Here is a 21,342-nt window from a genome sequence, read left to right as displayed (position 1 = left end):
AAAGACATCGCCCCTCCCCATGGAACCCCTCGTCGCGCTTGTGGTGTTGGTCCTGGCCCTGGCCTTTGTCGCGTTCCCCGTCTGGGCCATCATCCGAATTCTCGCCCTGGGCCGCGAAAACGACGCGCTCGCCCGCCGACTCCTCGCACTGGAGTCCGACCTCGACACGCTGCGCCGCAGTTCTCGCCCCGTCATCTCGTCGGCCCCGACGGCAACTCCCAGCGCCGTGGCCCCTGCGCCTGCGCCCGCACGCGTGGTGTCGCCGCCCTCGATTGCGGTCACGCCTTCGCCGCTTCCACCCGCCACGGCGTCGACTCCCTCCGCCGCCGCTCCGCTGCCCCCACCGCTTCTTCCCGCCGCCGCCTCCCGCGCCCCGGTCGGTTCCGCGTCGCCGAGCCGCCCGGTTGAATCGTTGGCCGAAACACCGGAGCCCGCTGGCGCCGTCCCGGCCGCGCGGCGCAACTGGGAACAGTTCATGGGCGCGAAGTTCTTCGCCTGGCTCGGCGGTCTCGCTGCCCTCCTGGCCCTCGCGTTCTTCGTCAAGTACTCGTTCGAGCATGAGCTGATCCCGCCTGAGGTGCGGGTCGCGATCGGTTTCGTCTTCGCTGTCGGACTCGTGGTCGGCGGCCTGCGCGTGCCGCGCGACCGCTACGCCGTCACCGCGCAGACCTTCATCGCCACGGGCATCGTCTCGCTCTACGCGGTCACCTACGCGTGCAATGGCTTCTACCACTTCGCGTTCTTCGGTCCGGTCGCGACGTTCCTGCTGATGGCCTTGATCACCACCGCGGCGTTTCTCCTCGCGGTTCGACTCGAGGCGCGGGTGGTCGCCGTCCTCGGCATCCTCGGCGGTTTCCTCACGCCTGTCCTGCTCTCGACCGGACAGGACAACCCCGTCGGCCTGTTCGGCTACCTGGCCGTGCTCGACGCCGGGCTCATCGCGGTGGCGCTCCACCGGCGCTGGCACTTCCTCGTCGTCCTGGGGGCGGCCGGCACCATCGCAATGGAAGTCGGCTGGGCGATCCACTTCCTCACGCCGGAGAAAGCGCCGGTGGCGATGGTCGTCACGCTGGGATTCTCCGCGCTATTCTTCGCCGGGTACGCGTGGGCGCGTCACCGCGGGCAGACCAGTGTTGCGCTGAGCGGCTCTGCCATTGCCCTGCCATTCGTCGCCCTCGGATTCGCGTTTGCGTTTCTCGATTACGCCAGCGTCTCCGCGCGGCCCGGGCTCCTGCTCCCCTTCATCCTCGGCGCCGACCTCGTGCTTCTCGCCGTCGCGTGGCGCGACGAGCGCCTGCCACGCGTGCACCTGGTCGCCGGGCTCGTGGTCTTCGCGCTCCTCGGCACCTGGACCACCCGGCGGCTGACCGCTGACCTCCTGCCGTGGGCGCTCGCATTCTCCCTCATCTACGCCGCCCTGCATTCCGCCTTTCCGCTCGTGCTCGCCCGCCGGCGGCCGGACGCGGCGCCCGCGTGGTGGAGCCAGCTTTTCGCCCCGCTCACGCTGCTGCTGCTCGTCATTCCGCTCTTCCGCCTCGAGCCGGTATCCATCGGGCTGTGGTTCGCCGTGCTGCTCGTCGATCTCCTCGCGCTCGGCATCGCGGTCCTGTCCGCTTCGGTCGCCGTGGTCGCCGCCGTGCTCCTGCTTACCCTGGGCGCCGCCGCCGTGTGGCTGTTTCATCTATCGCCCGTCGTCCCCGTCGCGGGTGAATTTCTGCTCGTGGTCGGCGGCTTTGCCGTCGCCTTTTTCGCCGCCAGCGTGTGGCTCGCGCGGCGCCTTGGCCTCGGCGCAGCAGACTCCAGCCGGCTCGGCGCGTGGCTGGGCGGACCGCGCGCACAACTGCCAGCGTTCTCCGCCCTGCTCCCGTTCGTGCTGCTGATCCTGGTGACGTTCCGCCTGCCGCTTCCCAATCCCTCCGGCGTGTACGGACTCGCGCTGTTGCTGGTGGGGTTGACGCTCGGGCTCGCCGTGCTGCTGGCCATCGACTGGCTGCCGCTCTGCGCGCTCGTCGGCGCGGCCGCCGTTCAGTTTGCGTGGCAGACCACGCAGTTCACTCCGTTGTCCGCTCTTCTGACCTCGACGTGGGCCTTGGCTTTCACCGCGGTGTTCGCCGCCTACCCATTCGTGTTCCGGCGGCGGCTCGCGGAAACCACTGGTCCATGGGCGGTCGCCGCGCTCGGCGCCATGATTCACTTTCCCCTGGTGTATCGCAGCGTGCAGGCGGGCTGGCCCAACGACGTGATGGGCCTGCTACCGGCCGCGTTCGCCCTCCTGCCGCTCGGCAGTTTGGTCGCGGTGCTCCGGCGCCCGCCAACCACCCCCGCCGCGCGGCTCAACCAACTGGCGTGGTTCGGCGGCGCGACGCTGCTGTTCGTCACGCTGATTTTCCCGATCCAGTTCGAACGCCAATGGCTCACCGTCGCCTGGGCGCTCGAGGGCGCCGCGCTTCTCTGGCTGTTCCACCGCGTGCCTCACCCCGGCCTGCGCGCCACCGGGGTCGTGCTGCTGACGATCGCGTTCGTGCGGCTGGCGCTGAATCCCGCGGTGCTCTCGTACCACGCCCGCAGCACCACCCCGCTGTTCAATTGGTATCTTTACAGCTACGGGCTGGTCCTGGCGGCGCTGTTCACCGGCGCGCGCCTGCTCGCCCCACCGCGTGAGCGCGTGCTCGGCGTCAACGCGCCCGCCGTCCTCAGCGTCCTTGGCACGGTCCTTGCCTTCCTGCTCCTCAACATCCAGATCGCCGACTTCTTCACCGCGCCGGGCAGCCACGTCCTCACTTTCCAATTTTCCGGCAACTTCGCCCGCGACATGAGCTACACCATTGGCTGGGCGCTCTTCGCGCTGTCGCTGCTGCTCGTGGGCATCGCGCGGCGGCTCCGTCCCGCCCGGCTCGCCGCGCTCGCGCTGCTGGGCGTCACCGCCCTCAAGCTCTTCCTCCACGACCTCGCCCGCCTCGATTCGCTCTATCGCGTCGGCGCCCTGTTCGCCGTTGCGCTCGTGGCGATCGGCGCCTCCTTTGCCTACCAACGCTTTCTCCCCGGCAATGAAAAGACCCCGCCGCGTGCTCCTTAACCTCGGCCGCGCCGGCCTCCTGCTCCTCACCCTCAGCGCCGCCCGCGCGCTGGAGCCCACCAACTGGGCCAACCGCCAGCCGTTCCTGCTCGGCCAGCCCGGGCTCACGCGCGTGGCCCTGCCCCCGGCCACGCTCGACGCCGCCCGCCCCGACCGCGGCGACCTGCGGCTGCTCGACCCGACCGGGCGCGAGACGGCGTTTCTCCTGTGGTCCGCCCCGCCACCCCTCCCCTCGCCTGCGCGTGCCCCGCACTCATTCCAGGCCACGCTGCGCGACAACCACACCCAGCTCCTGATTGAAACCGGCACCTCCGCCCCCCTCACCGGCCTCACCCTGCGCACGCCCGCGGACGGCTTCATCAAGGGCGCGCTCCTCGAGCGGTCCGACGATGGCGTCCAGTGGTCCCCGCTTCGCTCCGGCGCGCCGCTCTTCCGCCAGCACGGCGCCGAACTGCTGACGCTGCCGCTCGCCGGGGTGAGCACCGCCTGGCTGCGCGTGACGCTGGACGACACCCGCAATACGCCCGTGCCCTTTCTCGGTGCCACGCTCTGCGTCGCCGTGCCCCAAGCCCCGGACTCCACCCGCGAGCTGCCCGACGTCGGTCTCACGCAACGCGAGGAATTCGCCGGCGTCACCGTGCTGACGCTCGATCTCGGCGCCCGCCACCTCCCGCTCGCGGAGCTGCAGTTCGACATCGGCGACGCGCTGTTCACGCGGCGCGTGAAGGTCGCCGTCCGCGAACTCCGCAATGAGGTGGCCACCGAACGGGTGCTCGCCCAGGGGGTGATCTTCCGCCTCGGCGTCGGCGGCGCAGCCACCGCGGCCGAACTCAGCGTGCCCCTCGACCTGGATGCCCCGGCCCGCGAGCTCCTGGTGTATGTGGAGAATGGTGACAGCCCACCGCTGGAAATCCGCGGCGTGCGGGTACGCCACCGGCCCGTATGGCTCGTCTTCGCCGCCCCGCTCGCCGGCACCTACAACCTGCTCACCGGCAACCCGAACGTGCCGGCGCCGCACTACGATCTCGCCCGCCTCCCGCGCGACTTGCCCGAGATTCCCGACACCGCGGCCGAACCCGGTACGCTGCGCCCGATGCCCGGCCATACGCCGCGCGATCCGCTGGCCGCCGCGCCGCTGCGGGGCGGGGTGATCGACGTCTCCGCGTGGCAGTTTCGCAAACCGGTGCAGTTCGCGGGCGACGCCGTGCAGCAGCTCGAGATCGACCTCGACGTCCTCGCGGGCACGCGCAACCAGCTCGCCGACGTCCGCCTCGTCCGGGACGGCGAGCAGGTGCCGTATCTCGTCGAACGTCCCGCCCTCGCCCGGGCGCTTCCACTGCCCTTTCAGCCGGTCGAGCGGCGCGGTGAGCCCACGTTCTCCCGCTGGCGCGTCCCGTTGCCGCGCGCCCGTCTGCCGCTCTCGACCCTGACGCTCACGTCCACTTCGCCGCTCTTCACCCGCTACCTGCGCGTTTATGAGACCGCCTCGGACGATCGCGGCGGCTGGCGCGACCGCGTGCTGGCGGATGGCACCTGGAACCGCACCCCCGATGGCGGCGCAAACCTGGTTCTCACCTTCGTCTCCCACCCGAGCCAGGACGAGCTGTGGATCGAGACCAATAACGGCGACAATCCGCCAATCGTTCTGAGCGCGGTCCAGGCGGAGTATCCGGTCACGCGCCTGCTGTTCCGGGCCGAGCCCGGCCCGCTCATGCTGTACTACGGCAATCCCGGAGCAGCCACTCCCCGCTACGACCTCGCGCTCCTCGCCGAACCGCTCCTGCGCGCCGACCGCCAGCGCGCCCAACCCGGCCCCGAGGAGGTCCTGAATCCCGACGGCTGGGCCACGCGCGCGGTGGGCCGATCCGGCCTGGTCTTCTGGTCGGTGCTCGCCGGCGTCGTGGTCGTGCTCCTCATCGTGGTGGCCCGGCTGCTGCCGAAGCCGCCGCCCACCGTCGCGCCGCCCAGCTAAGCCAGGCGGCCCCGGCCGCGTTCAGCGCAGTGCCAGGTCCACGCGCCGCACGTCCTTCACCGGCCATTTCGAGACGGTAAGGCCCTTGGCGTTGCGCGAGCTGATCGGCACGTGCGCGACCTCGAACTCGAACTCGCGCACCCGCGCGCCGCTGCGGCCGTCGATGTAGATCATCAGCTTCTGCGGCATCTCCTTCTCGGTCTTGCTCACGTCGAGATAGACGATCTTCGAACCCTCGGACTTGGTCAGCGGATAGAGCTTGTCGCGCGAGAGGCCGCCAATCTGGAAGCGCTTGGCGAACGCCTTCCCGGTGTCCTTGTCCTGGTACACCATGGTGTAAAAGTTCGGGTCGCCGTCCTTCGGGAAAACCGCGCAGTGGATGATATCGCGGCCCATGAAGACCTTGTCGGCCACCTTGCTCACCTTCAGCGAGCCGTCGCGCATGATGCACAGCACGCTGTCGAGGATGGTGCACTCGGTGACGAACTCGTGCTGGCGCCAGTTGAGGCCGATGAAGCCATCCTCGCGATTCACATACAGGCGCTGGTTGGCCGAGACGACCTCTGCGGCATTGATCTGCTCGATCTCGTCGTACTCGGTGCGACGCTTGTGCCCCTTGCCGTACTTTTCCTGCAGCATCTCGTACCAGGCGACCGTGTAGCCGGTGAGGTTCTTCAGGTTGGCCTTCGTCTCCTTGATGCCCGCCTCGATCTTGGTGATCGCCTCGTCGGCCTGGAACCGGTTGTAGGCCGAGATGCGTTTGATGCGGATTTCGGTGAGGCGGACGATGTCATCCTCCGTCACCGGGCGGCGGAGCTGCTTGAGGAAGGGCTTCAATCCCTCGCGTATCTCCTCGAGCACGTTTTCCCAGGTCTTCGACTTTTCGATGCGGCGATAGATGCGCTCCTCGATGAAAATCCGCTCGAGCGAGTCCCAGTGCCACTGCTGCTCGAGTTCCTCGAGCTTGATCTCGAGTTCGCGCTTCAGCAGCTCGCGCGTCTGCTCGACCGCCCGCTTGAGGATGTCGCGCACGCCCAGGAACTGCGGACGGTCGTTGCCGCGCTCGTCGCGCACGATGACGCACGCCGCGGGCGAGATGTTCAGCTGGCAGCTCGTGAAGACGTAGAGCTGTTGGATGAGCTGCTCGGCGTCGGCGCCCTGCGGGAGATGGACGAGGATCTCGACCTTGTCGGCGGTGTTGTCGTCGACGTGCTTGATCTTGATCTTCCCCTTCGCGTTGGCGGCGAGGATGGACTCGATGAGCGCCTCGGTGGAGAGGCCGAACGGCAGCTCGGTGATCGCGAGCAGGTACTTCGAGCGCTGCTCGATCCGGGCGCGGATCTTCACTTTGCCGCCGCGCTCGCCGTCGTTGTACTCCGAGAAATCGGCGATGCCGCCCGTCGGAAAATCGGGGAAGATCCGGAAGGTTTTCCCCTGCAGGTGATTGATGGCGGCGCGGCAGAGGTCGTTGAAATTGTGCGGCAGGATCTTCGTCGAGAGGCCGACGGCGATGCCCTCGGCGCCCTCGAGCAGCACGATGGGGAACTTGGCCGGCAGCGTGACCGGCTCCTTCGCGCGGCCGTCGTAGCTGAGCTGCCAGGTCGTGGTCTTCGGATTGAACAGGACCTCCTTCGCGAAGCCGGTCAGCCGCGCCTCGATGTAACGCGGCGCGGCCGCGTCGTCGCCGGTGAGGGTGTTGCCGAAATTGCCCTGCGGCTCGATCAGCCAGCCGCGTTGCGCGATGCCCACGAGCGCGGCGCCGATCGAGGCGTCGCCGTGCGGGTGAAAACGCATCGTGGCGCCCACGATGTTGGCGACCTTGTGAAAACGACCGTCGTCCATCTCCCACATGGTGTGGAGAACGCGGCGCTGCACCGGCTTGAGGCCATCATCGATGTGCGGCACCGCGCGGTCGAGAATCACGTAGCTGGCATAGTCGAGGAACCAGTTGCGGTAGTGTTCCGCGAGCGGGGCCTGCTCATCCTGCACCTTGCCCACGCGGGCCGGCGCCAACGCCGCCGCCGGCAACGCGTCGCCATTGCCGTTGCCCTCTTCGTGCCCGGCCGGCTGCGCTTCTTCTTTCGCGGCCGTTTCCAGCGTTCCGCCTTCGGGGCCTTCCTTCCGGCCTCCGTCCTCGGGCTTCCGGCTTCCTGCCTCTGGCTTCTGCTTTCCGGCCTCCGGCTTCCGGCCTCCGTCCTCGGGCTTCCGGCTTCCTGCCTCTGGCTTCTGCTTTCCGGCCTCCGGCTTCTGGCCTCCGGCTTCTGGCTTCCGGCTTCCGGCCTCCGGCTTCTGCACGTCATTGCCCAGCGGCAGCTCAGGTTGATCGGAGGACGGTTTCTTCTTCGGCATCGCTTATCGGGACGGTTGAAAACGGGCACGGTGTCACGCGGCGGCGGCGCACGTCAAGCGACCGCTCAGCCCACATACCTGCGAGGATCCGAGCGCGAGCGGCCTCGAAAACGCGCAGAAGTCGCAAAAGGAAAACCGTGCTTGAGAGGCAGCGAGATGCGTGTCGTCCGCCAAAATCCGGCGCTTACCGCCGCGGGCTGGAGCGCGACAACGGATGGACACCTGACGCCAGAAACACCGATTCCAGAAACGGATCGATTGGAGAACCGCGAACGATCGCGAAGAGCCGCGAAAATCAGTGGTACACCGGGACGCGAATGCCGTGATTGTTTTCGCGCCGGTTCGCGTCAATTCGCGGTCGATTCTCCTCAGATCTCTTCGCCGTCCTCCTTCAGTTACTCACGCCGAGGCGCGCGGAGTATCCGGAAATTATCGCGCCAGTATCTGGACATTATTCCCGAGTATCTGGACATTATTCCGGTACCACCTGCTATTCGGGTCTTTATAATTGCTGCCCTCGTTCCCTCCGTATCGTCGGTTGTCGTCCACTTGAGAGCCGAATGTGACCAGCTTTCAAACGACGATGTCCTGAATCCGGCGGGTCCAGTTTCAGCCTTCCGCCTTCAGCTTTCAGCCTTCATCTGGCGCGCAGCGTCAGATGAACGATCTCCGCCGGTGCCGCGGTCCGAAGGGGAAACCAGTTGCCGACGCCGTTGCTCACGACGAGCCGCGCCGCGCCTTGCCGGTACAAACCGGACCAGTAGCGGAAGAGCATCGGGCCCGCCCCGAACTCCGGCGTCAGCATGAGTTGCCCGCCATGGGTGTGGCCGGCGAGCGTAAGCGGCAGCCCCGCCTGCGCGGCGACGTCGAACGCATGCGGATGGTGGGCGAGCACGATTGGGAACGCGTCCGGATCGCGGCCTGCCACCACGCGCCCAAAGTTCCGCGGATCCGGGTGCGCCGCATCATAACTCCAGCGCAGCCCGATCACCTCCACCGGGTGACCGCGCACGCGCAGCGTCGCCTTTTCATCCAGCAGCAGCGGGAGCCCCGCGCCGCGGACCGCCCGCTCAAATGGCTCACGTCCGCCGAACAGGTCGTGGTTGCCCTCGATCGCAAGAAAGCGCCCAGGACGGTGAATCCGCTGCAGGAACGCCACGGCCTCGGGCAACTCCTCAAGCCGGCTGTCGATGAGGTCGCCCGTGAACAGCGTGAGGTCGGCGTCGAGTTCGAGTGTTGCCCGGGCAATCCGATCGACAATCGGCCCGTAGGTGAACTTGCCAACATGCGAGTCGCTCACGTGCGCAATCGTCATTCCATCGAGCACCGAGGGCAGTTGCGGAAGATCGACTTCGATCCGCCGAATGCGAAATCGCCGGTTCTGGATCAGGCCCACCCCGACCGTCCCCAACGTCAGCACCATGGGCGCGAGCGCCATGCCCGCTGCCAGCGCCTCGCGGCGTGTCAGCGCCGGCTCGCCCGCGACCGGAATCGCGGCAGGCATGTGGGCCGACTTGCGCCGGCGGCGGCGCCACCAGCCGACGAGCCACGCGATACCCGCGATGTCCATGAGCGGCAGCGCCATCAGGGGCAGCCCGATCAATGCCCACAGCATCACCACCGCCACCCACCAATCCGGCGGCGACCATTTCCATCCCATCCGCCGCATGAGGATGTAGTACGTGACGCCCGACAGGAAGATGGTGGCGAACAATCCCACCGCGACCCGCAGCCAGCCGGCGCGCCGCAACGTCCGCAGTCGCGTATCCGCCCACCACCACCACAGGAGCGTCAGCGCCAGGCTCGAGAAGACGATGAGGAAGATGATCAGGGGGATTCGCACGGCAGGGAGAAAAGTCCCTCACGATGCCCTCCGCCCCTCTCAACGCAACCCGGAGGGGGCTACCCTCTTTCTCTTACTCTTACTCTTTCTCTTTCTCTCAAGCCGCCCCTTCAGGGCGGCCTAATTTGCACGCAAAAATGCCGGGCGCAGCACTCTCACTTTCACTCTCACTCCGAAGGCGTTCTCGTTCTCGGATTCGGATTCGAGATCGAGGTCGTTCTCCAAATCGTAATGTCGCGCCGCCCGCGCAGGCACGGCGGCGCCGGGTTTGAGAGAAAGAGAAAGAGAAAGAGAACGAGAAAGATAGGAGCGGCGCCTGTGGGCGCGCGCGATCAACGCCCCCGCAAGACCGCCATCGCGGCCTCGAGGTCCGGATCCCGGCCAACCCGGACGTCGGCGAGGGTTCGCTTCACGACGATGTCGGGCTCGACGCCGTGGCCTTCGATTCGCCGCCCGTGGGGGGCGCGATAATCCTCGCGGCTCAACTGCAGCTCTCCGCCGTCGGGCAGCGTATAGAACCAGCTCGCGAGCACCGCACCCGCGGTCTTGCGTCCGACGATTGTCGCGCGGCCGTGATCCTGCAGCACCGCAGCGAAGATCTCCGCGGCGCTGGCGCTCGTCGCGTCGACGAGCACCACGACCTTGCCGCGGTAGCGCGCCGACCCGAGTTGCCACGAGTTCTTCACCTTCTTCGCGCCCTCGCGCGTCACAAAGGTCCCGCAGTCCACGCGCCGGTCGAAGAACTCGCCGATGGAGATACCGAGCGAGAACGTCTCGCCGCCCGGGTTGCGGCGCAGGTCGATCACGACGCCGGGCGCGCGCGCGTGCTCCTGCAGTTGCCGGCTGAGCCAGCGGCGGTCCTTCGCATCAAAGGCGTCGAAACGCAGGTAAACGAAGCCGTCAGGCAACGGACGCACCACCTGCAACGCCGCGATGGAGAGCCGCTTTGCCACGAGCCTTACCGGCACGTCGCGGTCACGCGTGTCGCGGAAAACCCACACCGCCTCCTCGCCTTCCCCCGCATTGAAGTTCGGCTGGTCGCCCACCGGCACGCCGTTGCGGCTCACGACAATCCAACCGGGACTGACGCCGGCGCCGCCGGCCGGCGAGTCGGGCGCGACGTCGGTGACGACCCACTGCTGCTCCACGCGCACCATCGAAAAACCGGTGCGAGCCTTCTCGTGCGTGTGCCGTTCAAGCGCGCGGCGGGGCGACAGCGCGTGCGTGTGGCTGTCGTTGAGGCCGTCGAGCATCTCGTTGAGCACGACGTAGAGCGCAGGCTCGTCCGCGGCGGCCGCGGCCCGCGGGCCGTACTTGGCCGCGGCTTCTTCCCAACGCGCGCCGTGGGTCTGCGGCTGATAATGCTTCCGGTTAACGAGGTCCCACACCGAGTGAAACACTGCCAGATTCCGCTCGGCCCGCGCCCGCTGCTCCGGCGGCAGGCTGGTCACGGTGATCGGCGTGCGCGGCCGCGTGGCGCAGCCCGGCTGCAGCGCCACGCCCGCAAGCGCCAGGAGGAGCAATCCGAGAGAAACGAGACGACGTGGGGCGTGTTTCACGGGGGCGTGGGGGAAAGGCGTTCGGGGTCGTAGCAGGGTTCTCGTTCTCGTTCTCGTTCTCGTTCTCGTTCTCGTTCTCGAGGGCGCACCGCCCGGGCCGGTGCACGGCGGCGCCGGGGGAGAGAAAGAGGAAGAGTAGGAGTAAGAGAAAGACTCTGGCGCGCTAGTGCGCGCTGGGGCTCAGGCCTCCACCAAGTCCTTTTCGACCCGGAGGTTGTCGATGATGAAGTCCTGCCGTTCCGGCGTGTTCTTGCCCATGAAGAAGCCGAGCAGGTCGGCGCTGTCGTAGAGGTGCGCCAGCGTCACGGTTTCCAAGCGGATATTCTCGCCGATGAAGTCCTTGAATTCACCTGCGGAGATCTCACCGAGACCTTTGAACCGCGTAATCTCGTGCGAGGCGCCAAGCTCGACCATCGCCGCCTGCTTCTCCTCCTCGGAGTAGCAATAGATCGTCTTCTTCTTGTTCCGAACCCGGAAGAGCGGGGTCTCGAGGATGTACAGGTGACCGTTGCGAATGAGGTCCGGGAAGAACTGCAGGAAGAACGAGATCAGGAGCAGTCGGATGTGCATGCCGTCGACGTCGGCATCGGTGGCGATGACGATCTTGTTGTAGCGCAGGCCGTCGAGCCCCTCCTCCACGTTGAGCGCGGACTGCAGGAGATGAAACTCCTCGTTCTCGTAGATGACCTTCTTGGACAGCCCGTAGGTGTTGAGCGGCTTGCCCTTCAACGCGAAGACGGCCTGGGTCTGCACATCCCGCGTGGCGGTGAGGGAGCCGGCGGCGCTGTCGCCCTCGACGATGAAGATCGTGCTCTCCTCGGCGCGTTCGTTGCGGTCGCCGAGATGCAGACGGCAGTCGCGCAGCTTGCGGTTGTGCAGCGAGGCCTTCTTCGCGCGCTCGCGGGCCAGGCTGCGAATGCCGGCGAGCTCCTTCCGCTCGCGCTCGCTGTCCTCGATCTTCGCCTTCAGCGCGTCGGCGACCTCCTTGTTCTTGTGGAGGAAGACGTCGAGGGACTGCTGGATGAACTTGCCGACGAACTCGCGCAGTGTGGGGCCATCGGGGCCGACGGAAGTCGAGCCCAGCTTGGTCTTGGTCTGCGACTCGAAGACGGGCTCCATCACGCGCACCGCGATCGCGGCGTCGATCGCCTGGCGCACATCGCCGGCGTCGTAGTCCTTCTTGTAGAAGTTGCGGAGCGTCTCGACGAGGGCCTCGCGGAAGGCGGCGAGGTGCGTGCCGCCCATCGTGGTGTGCTGGCCGTTGACGAACGAGTAGTACTCCTCGCCGTAGTGGCCGCCGTGGGTGAACGCTACCTCGATGTCGTCGCCCTCGAGGTGGATGATCGGATACAGCGGTTCGCCCGAGAGATTCTTCTGCAGGAGGTCGCGCAGGCCGTTCTCGGAGCGGAATGCCTTGCCGTTGAACGTGAGCGTGAGCCCGCGGTTCAGGAAGGCGTAGTTCCACAGCATGTCCTCGATGAACTCGGTGCGGAACCGGAAGTCCTTGCCGAAGAGCGCTTCGTCCGGGGTGAACTCGATCAGCGTGCCGTTGCGCTCGTCGGACTTCGCGAGGCGGTTGTCCTTCTTCAGCTTGCCGCGCTCGAATTCGACGAGCTTGGTCTGCCCATCGCGGAACGCCTGCGCGCGGTACATGGCGGAGAGGGCATTGACGGCTTTCTGGCCGACGCCGTTGAGGCCGACGGCCTTCTGGAAGGTCTCACTGTCGTACTTGGCGCCCGTGTTGATGATCGAGACGCAGTCGACGAGTTTGCCGAGCGGGATGCCGCGGCCGTAGTCGCGCACGCGCAGGGTGCGTTCGTGGAGTTCGACCTCGATCTTGCGGCCGTAGCCCATCGTGAACTCGTCGATCGAGTTATCGATGGTCTCCTTGAGCAGCACGTAGATGCCGTCCTCCGCGTGTCCGCCGGCACCCAAACGTCCGATGTACATACCCGGCCGCAGCCGGATGTGCTCGAGGGAGGAGAGGGTCTTGATGCTGGCTTCGGTGTACGCTTGCGCCATGAGGAGGAAGGAAAGCTGCCAAGCGTTTGACCTCGGACGCACCTGACAAGCGGAATCCTTGGCGCGCGTGGCGCAGATGAGTGGAGGCAAACCGGGCCGGACGCGCGGCCCGCCGGGGCCACGGAAACATGGGGACGGCCCCGCGGTCTGGGCGCATGCCCGGCGCTTGCGGACGCCGCCCGGTGCTGCAACCTTCCCCGGCCCGGCCACTTGGGCCGCTCACCTATCCATGAAGAAGATCCTCCTCATCGCCCTCGGTACCGTCGCCCTGCTCGCGCTCGTCGCCTACGTCACGCTCCAGTTCTTCCTGGGCTCGATCGTGAAGGCCGGCGTGAACAAATTCGGCCCGACGATCACGCAGACCGCGGTGAACCTCGAGGGTGCGAGCATCTCGCCGCTCTCCGGCGCGGGAACGCTGACCGGGCTCACGGTCGCGAACCCGGCGGGCTGGAGCCCGCGCAACGCGTTTGCCCTCGGCCGCGTGCACGTCGACATGGAGCCGTTCTCCGTCTTCGGCGATCACATCGTGATCAATGAGATCGTGATCGAGGCACCGGAGTTCAGCTACGAGACCAAGATCGTCTCGAGCAACATCAACGACCTGCTGAAGAACATTGAAAAATCGATGGGCGCGCAGTCCGGCAGCCAGCAGCCAAAGGCCAAGAACGGCCAGCCGCTGAAGCTCGAGATCAAGAAATTCGTGCTCCGCGACGGGAAGGTAACGCTCGGCGTCGCCGGCACCGCGGTAACGATGCCAATGCCGCCGATCGAGCTCACCAATCTCGGGACGGCCGAGGGTGGCATCACGCCCGCCGCCGTGACGTTTGCCGTGATGCGCAGTGTGACGGCCAGCGTCGTCACCGCGTCCACCGAGGCGTTGTCCAAGGTCGGCGGCACGTCCGGCGCGGCGGCGGCGGAAGCCGCCAAGCAGGCTGGCGAGGCGATCAAAGGCTGGTTCGGCGGGAAGAAGAAGTAGGCGGTCGCCGGGCGACACGACCGTAACGAAGCGACGCGGCGGCGGCGGAGGATGGCGCGAGCCGGAGTTTGCCCACGCCTGTCAGGGGCTGCGGCGCCCGCCGTGTATCGGCTGCCGTCGTCGCGCGCTGTGCAGGCTGAAGCCGGCGCGCTCGTTGACGAACGAAGGCGCGTGCGTTGCGTAGGTGCCATGAAGGTCACCTACTTCGTCGAAATCTTCTCCTCGTGGTGCTACTGGGCCGAGCCGACCTGGACGGAGTTGAAGACGCGGTACGCGGGCCGGGCGGAGTTCGAGTGGAAGATCGCGCTGATGCGGCCCCAGGATTTTCCGGTGTCACCCGCGCAATGCGATTGGTTCTACCGGCGAAGTGGCGGCACCTGCATGCGTTCGCCGTTCATGCTGAACTCCGGGTGGGTCGACCCGAAGGCCGACTACACCGCGCCCGACCTGGTCGCCGAGGCGGCGAAGGATTTCAGTTACACCGGTGATGAGATCCGGCTCGCGCTGGCGGAGGCGGCGATGCGACGCGGCGAGAAGATCGGCAGCGTGGAGGCGGCGGTCGCAGTCGCGGCGAAGGCCGGACAACTGGACCCGCGGAAGCTGCGCGCGGCGGCCGAGTCGCCGGCCGTGCGGGCGCGGGTCGAGGCCAGCACGAAGGAGTTTTTCGCGCACCAGATCGACCAGCGTCCGGCGTTCGTGCTCACGGATCGCATCGGCGACAAGGCCGTGTTCTCCGGGCTGGTCCGGCTCGAGCCGCTCGTCGCCACGATCGATGCGATGCTGGCCGACAGCGCGGCCTACGCCGCGCATGCGGCGCACTACGGCGAGCCGCCGCAAGCATAAGCGTGGGTCGCCGGTGAAGCCCCCAGTGCCGACGCCCCGCGGGGTGCGTTACGGCGACGCGGTGGCGCGGGTGGACTTCGCGGGCGCGGGGCTGAGTTCCACGAGCCAGACGTCATTCTCGCGCATGGCGAAGGGGCGCGAGAAATGGCCGTCCGCCGCGACCGTCACGGACTCCTGCACGAACGGCTCTCCGGAACTCGCAGCGCGGAGCTGCCGCACCTGGGCGCGGGTAAGCTGCGCCGGTGAGCCGAGATCGCGCCAGGCGGACTGCACGTCGTTGGCGCGGTAGCCGACCTTGCGGGCGGTGAGCTGATACCGACCGGGCGCGAGGCCGCGGAGGTTGAGTTCGACCGTGCCTTTGGCCTTCGCCGGCTGGTCGGCAAGATAGAACTCCTGGTTGATCACCGACGCACCGGGATGCGTGATCGTGAAATCCCAGAACAGCGCCTGGACCGCGCCCGCGTCGTTGCGGCAGATGAAGGCGTCGGAGTCCGAAGCGGCGATCTCGTGGTCGCCGAGACGGTTCAGCCACGCGTACGCAAAGTACGAGGGTTTCATGAGATCCTGGTAGTTCAGCAGGCCGAAGCCGCCGTGAAACGGCGTCATCCGCGGACCCGCCTCCTCAAAGATGTCGGTGAAAGTCCAATACGACATGGAGTCTGCAGCGGCGCCAATGTGCCGGACCTTATCCAGGATGAAGGCGGCGCTGTGGTAGCTGTCGTGGAGCGGGTCTGCCGGCGTGTAGGAACTGCTCCACTCAGTGTAGTGCAGCTCGGCGCCGGGGAAGGCGGAGCGGGCGATCTTTTGGCGGACGCCCTTCACCTCGTCGGTCACGGCGTTGCGATCCGGGGAGAAGACGGTGCCGGCGTTGCCGTGTTCGTCGAGGTAACCGCTGGAGGTCGCGTAGGTGTGCGTGCTGACGAAATCGAGCGGCAGCTGCCGCTCCGCGCACGCGGCAAGCGTCTCGTCGATCCAGCCGCTGCCGGCGGTAGCGGGTCCGCCAACGCGGTAGGTGGAGTCGACGGACTTCACGGCACGGGCGGAGGCCGCGTAAAGCTTCAGGTACTCGGCACGGGCGATGGGGGCGAACTCGGCCTCGGTTTTGCCCTGGGTGGTGCCCATCCAGAAGCCGGTGAGGTTGGGCTCATTCCACACCTCGAAGTACCAGCGGCGCACCTCGTCGGCGCCGTAGCGTTCGGTGACGTGCCGGACGAAGGCAGCGACGAATGCCTCCCACTTCGCGTAATCCTTCGGCGGGGTGACGTTGGCCTTGTACCAGAAGATCGTGTGCGGGCCGCTCGCCAGGGCGGACGGCATGAAGCCGAGTTCCACGAACGGCTTTATCCCGATCCGTTGGAGAAAATCGAAGAGCTCGTCGATGTACTGCCAGTTATAGATCGCGCGGCCCTGGGCGTCCTCGCGGTACACGCCCATGTCGTCGCAGAACAGCCCGTGAAAGCGGATGTAGCGAAACCCACAGTCGGCGCGCACCTGCTGGAGCTGTCGTTGCCAGTCGGCACGCAGCCCCTCGTTGGCGCGGCCCGCGCCGACGCAGAGGTTGTACATGCGGTTGAGAGGGTGCGCAGGCTGCGACACGTCCGCCTCGATCCGGCGGACAGCCGCCGGATCGGCGGCGAGGAGTGCAGCAGGGGAAAGCAGGAGCAGCAGCAGGGCGCGGAGCATGGCGGGGGGAGCGGGGTGAGGTAGCGGCGCCGGCGGGCCGAGGCCCGAGCGGACGCTGCCCCGACGAAAGCGCCCCGCCCTCCTCACGTCGAGTCACCTCACGCCGCTGTCCCTCGGTGCACTACGCCGCCACCCCGGGGGACACGTATCTCGGCACGCTACAAAACGACCGCCCCCTTTCGAGGGTGCCTCGCACCCGTCGTCACGGATGCAAGCCGCGGGTCAGACCCAAAATATGTGACGCGGTGACGCCCGTTTGCCTGAGACGGGGCGTCACGGCGTCACATCTCAGTCGGCGCTCATGTGGCCGGAGACGCCGGTGGAGCGCTCGGCTTCGCGGGCCCAGGTGTCGGAACGCTGCTCCACCGGATCGCGCGGCAGCGGCTGGTCGTTGGGCTCGCGGCTGGAGCGCTGGCGCTCGGCCACGCTCTTGCCCTTCTTCGTCGGCGGTCGCGCCACGGGCGACGCTCCCGACGCGGGCTCGCCCGGAAACGGATCGTCGCGCCGAGTGCCCAAGCCGGGGCGGGCTTCATTGGCAAGTCCAGCGTCGCCAGGTGCCTCGGTACGATGGGGAAACGTCTCCGCGGTGGGACGCGATTCGGGTTTGCCCGGCGCACGGTCGGACGAGGGAGGGCGTTGACGTGGCGATTTCATGCGCGGAGAGACCGGTGCCGCGGCCGCCAGTTCGCGCATCGGTTCGGGTGCCCGTCAGACCGGCGCAGTGCCGCGAACGATGGCGAACCGCCGGGCAAAAGGTCGGTGAACCCGAAGCACCTGCCGAAGGTTTTCCGCGACAAGCCACGAGCGCGCTCCTTCGCCCGCGCCGCGAGCGAAGCCAGCGGCGCGTTGACCGACCTTGGGACGCCGGCTTTGCTGCGCCCGTGATCCCACCCAAGCGGCACCTCTCGTATGCGAAAGGCTATCTGGAGCTTGGAATGCTGCGCGACGCCGAGGCCGAGTTGGCCAAGATCCAGGCGCCGCACACGGATGGCCTCGATTATCTTTCGCTCAAGATGGCCGTGCTGCAGGAACAGGCTGACTGGCGCGCGCTCGTGTCGGTCGCAGCCGAGTTTGTCCAACGCGCGCCCGAGGAGCCGGGCGGCTGGGTGACTTGGGCGTACGCCACGCGCCGTGCGCACACGCTCGCCGCGGCCGAGCAGATCTTGCTGGAAGCGGAAACGAGCCACCCGGAAGACGCGACGATCCAGTTCAACCTCGGCTGCTACGCCTGCGTCCGGGGCGATCTCGTCGCCGCCCGAGCGCGAGTCGCCCGCGCGATCGAACTCGATCCGAAGTTCCGCGAAGCCGCCGAAACCGACCCCGACCTCGAGGCCCTGCGGTCGGCATAAAAAGAGGCGCGGCCTTGCGGGCCGCGCCTGAAATGTGTCCTGCCGCGCTCAGCAGCGCTTCGAGAGGACCTGCTTCTCGTAGTCGCGAATCGCCTCGAGCCAGGCCGGGCCGACGGGGGCGTCTTGGCGGCGGCAATACTCGTCCCACACGGCACCGAATGGCAGCGACTTGAGCTCCTCGAGGAGCGCGAGCCGGGCGGTGTTGTCGCCGGCGTTCTCCAGCGCGCGCAGATCGTCCGTCGGCTCGAGCATCGCGAGCAGGAGGGCCTTGATCGCGTTGCGCGTGCCGATCGTCCAGGCCGCGATGCGGTTGATGGAAGCGTCGAAGTAGTCGAGGCCGATGTGCGTGCGCTCGAGGAAGTCACCGCGCACCAGTTCCTCCATGATGCCACGCAGGTGATCATCGAGCAGGACGACGTGGTCGCTGTCCCAACGGACGCCGCGGCTGACGTGGAGCAGCAGCTCGGGGACGTACATGAGCACAGAGCTGATCTTGTCGGTCAGCATTTCCGTCGGATGGAAGTGACCGGCGTCGAGGCAGATCAGCTTCTGGTTCTGCACGGCGTAGCCCAGGTAGAACTCGTGCGAACCGACGACGTAGCTCTCGGAGCCGATGCCGAACAGCTTGCTCTCGACCGCGTCGAGGTGGTGCTTCGGGTTGATCTTCTCCTTGAAGATGGCGTCGAGCGAGTCGGCCAGGCGCTCGCGCGGGGCGAGGCGATCGACGGGCACGTCCTTCATGCCGTCCGGAATCCAGATATTGGTGACGGTGGTGGAGCCGAGCTGCTTGCCCATCGCGGCGCCGATCTTGCGGCAGGCGATGCAGTGCTCGACCCAGAACTTGCGGATGGCCTTGTCCTGGTGCGCGAGCGTGAAGCCGGAGGCGGCCTTGGGATGCGCGAAGCAGGTCGGATTGAAATCGAGGCCCAGGCCGAGCGACTTGGCCCAGTCGATCCAGCTCTGGAACTGTTTCACCGTGATCTCATTTCGCTCCACCTTCTTGCCCGCGAAATCGCCGTAGATGGCGTGCAGGTTCAGCCGGTGTTTGCCGGGGATCAGACGGTACGCGAGTTCGAGATCGGACCGGAGTTCGTCGATCGTCCGCGCCTTGCCCGGGTAATTGCCGGTGGCGGCCAGGCCGCTGCCGGAGAGATCACCGGCGCTTTCGAAGCCGCCGACGTCGTCGCCCTGCCAGCAATGGAGGGAGATCGAAACCTTCGCGAGGCGCTTCATTGCGGCCTCGGTATCGACGCCGAGAGCGGAATAGACGTCCTTTGCGTATGCGTAACCAGTCGAGGGTGCCATGGTCTTGGATGATTTCGTGATGGAGAGAGCGGGGCGGGATAATGGGAGCCGAAACGACGGCGGCGGGAGCGCCGCCTTCGATCCGGCTGCGGAGAGCGATCAGTGGCCGGCCTTCAGGTAGGTGCCGTAGCCGATGATGATGGTGGAGAGAATGAGCGTGGCGATACCGAGCCCGATCAGGGTATGCGCCTTCCGGCTGGAGCCCTTCCACTCGTGGAAGATCCAGCCCCACATGGTGGAGAAGATGATGATGCTGGCCATGTGCAGCGTCCAACTGGCGAACCCGAACTTGCCCATCTGGGTTTCGCCCATCGTGTAGAAGAAGAACTGGAAGTACCACGTGGTGCCGGCCAGGGCGGAAAAGAAGAAGTTGCCAAACCGCGGCACGCGCAGGTCAGCCTCCGCTACGGCGGCGCGCGGCGTGGCGGACGAGCTGCTGGCGCCCTCGCCACCCGAAGCGGTGAGCCCGGCGTGCTCGGGGCGAACGTGCGCGGCGAGGTACTGGTAGCCGGTGCGGTTGCGAATATTGAGGATGACGCACCAGACGAAGTTGGTCGTGAAGCCGCCGAGGAGCACGACCACGAGCTTCGGCAGTCCCGTCCAGATCGGATCGGTGCCGGCTTTCAGCGAGGCCTCGCCGATCGGGTTGCCGGCAGTGAGGGCGAACGCGAAGCACGCGCTCATGATGCCCGAGAACGTCGCGACGATGATGCCCTTCTTGAAGCTGAACTCCGAGATGGCCTTCTTCTTCTCGGCCTCCGGCATCTCGCGCTCCTTGGTCAGACCCGCCAGCGCCGCGACGCCGATGCCCAGCAGGGTGACGGTCACGCCAACGAGCGTGATCTGGCCCGGCGTGGTCGACGCGATCTGGGCCAGCGTCTCCGGTACCGGAATACTCGGGATGAACGCCTTGAAGATCGGCGGCAGCAAGGTGCCGAATGCCGCGCAGTAGCCAAGCGCCACGCCCATGCCGAGCGACATGCCGAGATAGCGCATCGTGAGGCCGAAGGTCAGGCCGCCAAAGCCCCACATGGCACCGAAGAAGTAGGTCCACCACAGGGTGGTCATGCTCTGCTGACCGATCGAACCCCACAGGTCCTTGGTGAGAATGGACGCGAGCAGCGACGGGCAGATGATCCAAGAGAAGAAGCCGCCCACCAGCCAGTAGGTCTCCCAGGACCACTTTTTCACGCCCTTGTACGGGACGTAGAAGGAGCCGGACGCGAGCCCACCTAGCCAGTGGAAGACAACACCAAGGAAGGGATTCATAAGAAAGAAAGGCGTATGGAATGGAGCAAAGTTGCCGGGACCGGAACCAAATTCCGGGTGCGTGGATATGCAGTAGCCAGCGTGCGGCTCCCAAAAGCGGGAGCGACGCTGCGCGTTTGTGGACAGTCTGGCCGCCCCGGCCGCGCGACCCTCCAAGGAGCGTATGAAGGCATCGTGTTGCACCAGCTCCGGCGATCGGCGGGACGCACCCCGGCGGTGGCGCCGCAGTCGTGGCTTGCTCCGCGAGGGTGCCGCCGATGCAGTGCGGGCGATGAACTTCGCGGGCCAGGTCGTCTGGATCACCGGAGCGTCCTCCGGCATCGGCGAGGCGCTCGCGCGGGCGTTTGCCGCCGCCGGCGCGCGCCTGGTGTTGTCCAGCCGCCGCACCGAGGAACTCGAACGCGTGCGTCGCACCTGTGCGCGACCGGAAGAGCACCTGGTGCTGGCCCTCGACCTCGCCCAGCCCGCGACTTTCCCCGCGCTCACGGCCGAGGTTCTCGCCCGCTGCGGCCGGATCGACGTGCTGGTGAACAACGGTGGCGTCTCCCAGCGGGCCAGGGCCATCGACGCCTCCTTTGCGACCGAGCGAGCTTTGATGGACGTGAACTACTTCGGCCCGGTCGCGCTCACCAAGGCCGTCCTGCCCTCCATGCTCGCCCGTCGCTCCGGCCAGGTCGTCGTCGTCAGCAGTGTCATGGGTTACGTCGGCACGCCTGGACGCTCGACCTACGCGGCGGCCAAGCATGCGCTGCACGGATACTTCGACTCGCTTCGCACCGAAGTCTGGCGCGAGGGCATCCACGTGATGATCGCGTGCCCCGGCTACGTGAACACGGCCGTGACCGACAACGCGCTCGGCCCGACTGGCGAGAAGCGAGGCCGCCGTGAGGGCACGCACATCCGCGGGATCGCCCCGGAGAAATGTGCCGCCGCGATCGTGCGTGGCGTGTGGCGGCGGCGGAACGAGGTCCATGTCGGCGGCTGGGAGGTTCTTGGCATTTACCTGCAGCGCTACGTGCCGTGGCTGTACGCCCGCGTGGTGCGGAAGATTCGCTTCTCCGTCGACGACGCGCCGTAACGGGCGCGATCCCGCCGG

At 67.1% G+C, this 21,342-nt stretch carries 14 protein-coding genes; 6 read left to right on the top strand and 8 right to left on the bottom strand.

Translation table 11 applies throughout. From position 1 onward, the window contains the following. Positions 1-19 precede the first annotated feature (19 nt). Together DB354_RS14215 and DB354_RS14210 are read left to right on the top strand one after the other, a co-directional pair. Positions 20-3,076 (top strand): DUF2339 domain-containing protein, encoded by a 3,057-nt coding sequence (locus DB354_RS14215; RefSeq protein ID WP_158277539.1) that lies wholly within the window; start codon positions 20-22, stop codon positions 3,074-3,076. After that, positions 3,048-5,048: a DUF3999 family protein gene (locus DB354_RS14210; protein WP_146180261.1), complete on the top strand. Its 2,001-nt coding sequence runs from the start codon at positions 3,048-3,050 to the stop codon at positions 5,046-5,048. The genes DB354_RS14215 and DB354_RS14210 overlap by 29 nt, the downstream gene beginning before the upstream one ends. Before the next feature lie 21 nt (positions 5,049-5,069). Here the strand turns inward: DB354_RS14210 and DB354_RS14205 are convergent, their stop codons facing one another. The 4 genes from DB354_RS14205 to DB354_RS14185 all read right to left on the bottom strand — a co-directional run bounded on the left by DB354_RS14205 (position 5,070) and on the right by DB354_RS14185 (position 12,821). After that, positions 5,070-7,397, bottom strand: coding sequence for a DNA gyrase/topoisomerase IV subunit A (locus tag DB354_RS14205; protein WP_233256645.1), 2,328 nt, complete (start codon positions 7,395-7,397; stop codon positions 5,070-5,072). Positions 7,398-8,034: 637 nt separating this feature from the next. Beyond that, the gene (locus tag DB354_RS14195; RefSeq protein WP_107836295.1) at positions 8,035-9,240 is read right to left on the bottom strand and encodes a metallophosphoesterase; all 1,206 of its coding nucleotides are present in this window, start codon (positions 9,238-9,240) and stop codon (positions 8,035-8,037) included. 332 nt (positions 9,241-9,572) lie between these two features. After that, the gene (locus DB354_RS14190) at positions 9,573-10,799 is read right to left on the bottom strand and encodes a S41 family peptidase (RefSeq protein ID WP_107836294.1); all 1,227 of its coding nucleotides are present in this window, start codon (positions 10,797-10,799) and stop codon (positions 9,573-9,575) included. Between the two features lie 180 nt (positions 10,800-10,979). After that, positions 10,980-12,821: a DNA topoisomerase IV subunit B gene (locus tag DB354_RS14185; protein ID WP_107836293.1), complete on the bottom strand. Its 1,842-nt coding sequence runs from the start codon at positions 12,819-12,821 to the stop codon at positions 10,980-10,982. A 229-nt stretch (positions 12,822-13,050) separates the two neighbouring features. Here DB354_RS14185 and DB354_RS14180 point away from each other — a divergent pair, with 229 nt between their 5' ends. Then, complete coding sequence (locus DB354_RS14180; protein WP_107836292.1) at positions 13,051-13,797, top strand: hypothetical protein; 747 nt, start codon at positions 13,051-13,053, stop codon at positions 13,795-13,797. A 189-nt stretch (positions 13,798-13,986) separates the two neighbouring features. Then, positions 13,987-14,640 carry a disulfide bond formation protein DsbA gene (locus tag DB354_RS14175; protein ID WP_107836291.1) on the top strand — a complete coding sequence of 218 codons (654 nt, stop codon included), beginning with the start codon at positions 13,987-13,989 and terminating at the stop codon, positions 14,638-14,640. 48 nt (positions 14,641-14,688) lie between these two features. On the opposite strand, the gene DB354_RS14170 is transcribed toward DB354_RS14175, so the two are convergent. Next, the gene (locus DB354_RS14170; RefSeq protein ID WP_107836290.1) at positions 14,689-16,323 is read right to left on the bottom strand and encodes a glycoside hydrolase; all 1,635 of its coding nucleotides are present in this window, start codon (positions 16,321-16,323) and stop codon (positions 14,689-14,691) included. 288 nt (positions 16,324-16,611) lie between these two features. Beyond that, positions 16,612-16,977: a hypothetical protein gene (locus DB354_RS22045; protein ID WP_146180260.1), complete on the bottom strand. Its 366-nt coding sequence runs from the start codon at positions 16,975-16,977 to the stop codon at positions 16,612-16,614. A 227-nt stretch (positions 16,978-17,204) separates the two neighbouring features. On the opposite strand from DB354_RS22045, the gene DB354_RS14160 reads away from it, so the two are divergent. Continuing rightward, entirely contained in the window at positions 17,205-17,672 is a 468-nt protein-coding gene (locus DB354_RS14160) for a hypothetical protein (RefSeq protein WP_107836288.1), read from the top strand. 48 nt (positions 17,673-17,720) lie between these two features. On the opposite strand, the gene DB354_RS14155 is transcribed toward DB354_RS14160, so the two are convergent. Beyond that, positions 17,721-18,977, bottom strand: coding sequence for an L-rhamnose isomerase (locus DB354_RS14155; protein WP_107836287.1), 1,257 nt, complete (start codon positions 18,975-18,977; stop codon positions 17,721-17,723). A 99-nt stretch (positions 18,978-19,076) separates the two neighbouring features. Next, positions 19,077-20,246 (bottom strand): L-rhamnose/proton symporter RhaT, encoded by a 1,170-nt coding sequence (rhaT, locus tag DB354_RS14150; RefSeq protein WP_107836286.1) that lies wholly within the window; start codon positions 20,244-20,246, stop codon positions 19,077-19,079. Between the two features lie 271 nt (positions 20,247-20,517). Between rhaT and DB354_RS14145 the strand changes: the two genes are divergently transcribed. Next, the gene (locus DB354_RS14145) at positions 20,518-21,324 is read left to right on the top strand and encodes an SDR family oxidoreductase (RefSeq protein WP_107836285.1); all 807 of its coding nucleotides are present in this window, start codon (positions 20,518-20,520) and stop codon (positions 21,322-21,324) included. Positions 21,325-21,342 lie beyond the last annotated feature (18 nt).

Origin of the sequence: Opitutus sp. ER46 (assembly GCF_003054705.1) — a bacterium.
Taxonomy (GTDB): Bacteria; Verrucomicrobiota; Verrucomicrobiia; order Opitutales; family Opitutaceae; genus ER46.
Note: the sequence above shows the minus strand (reverse complement) of the source record. Positions and strands in the feature narration are given on the sequence as shown.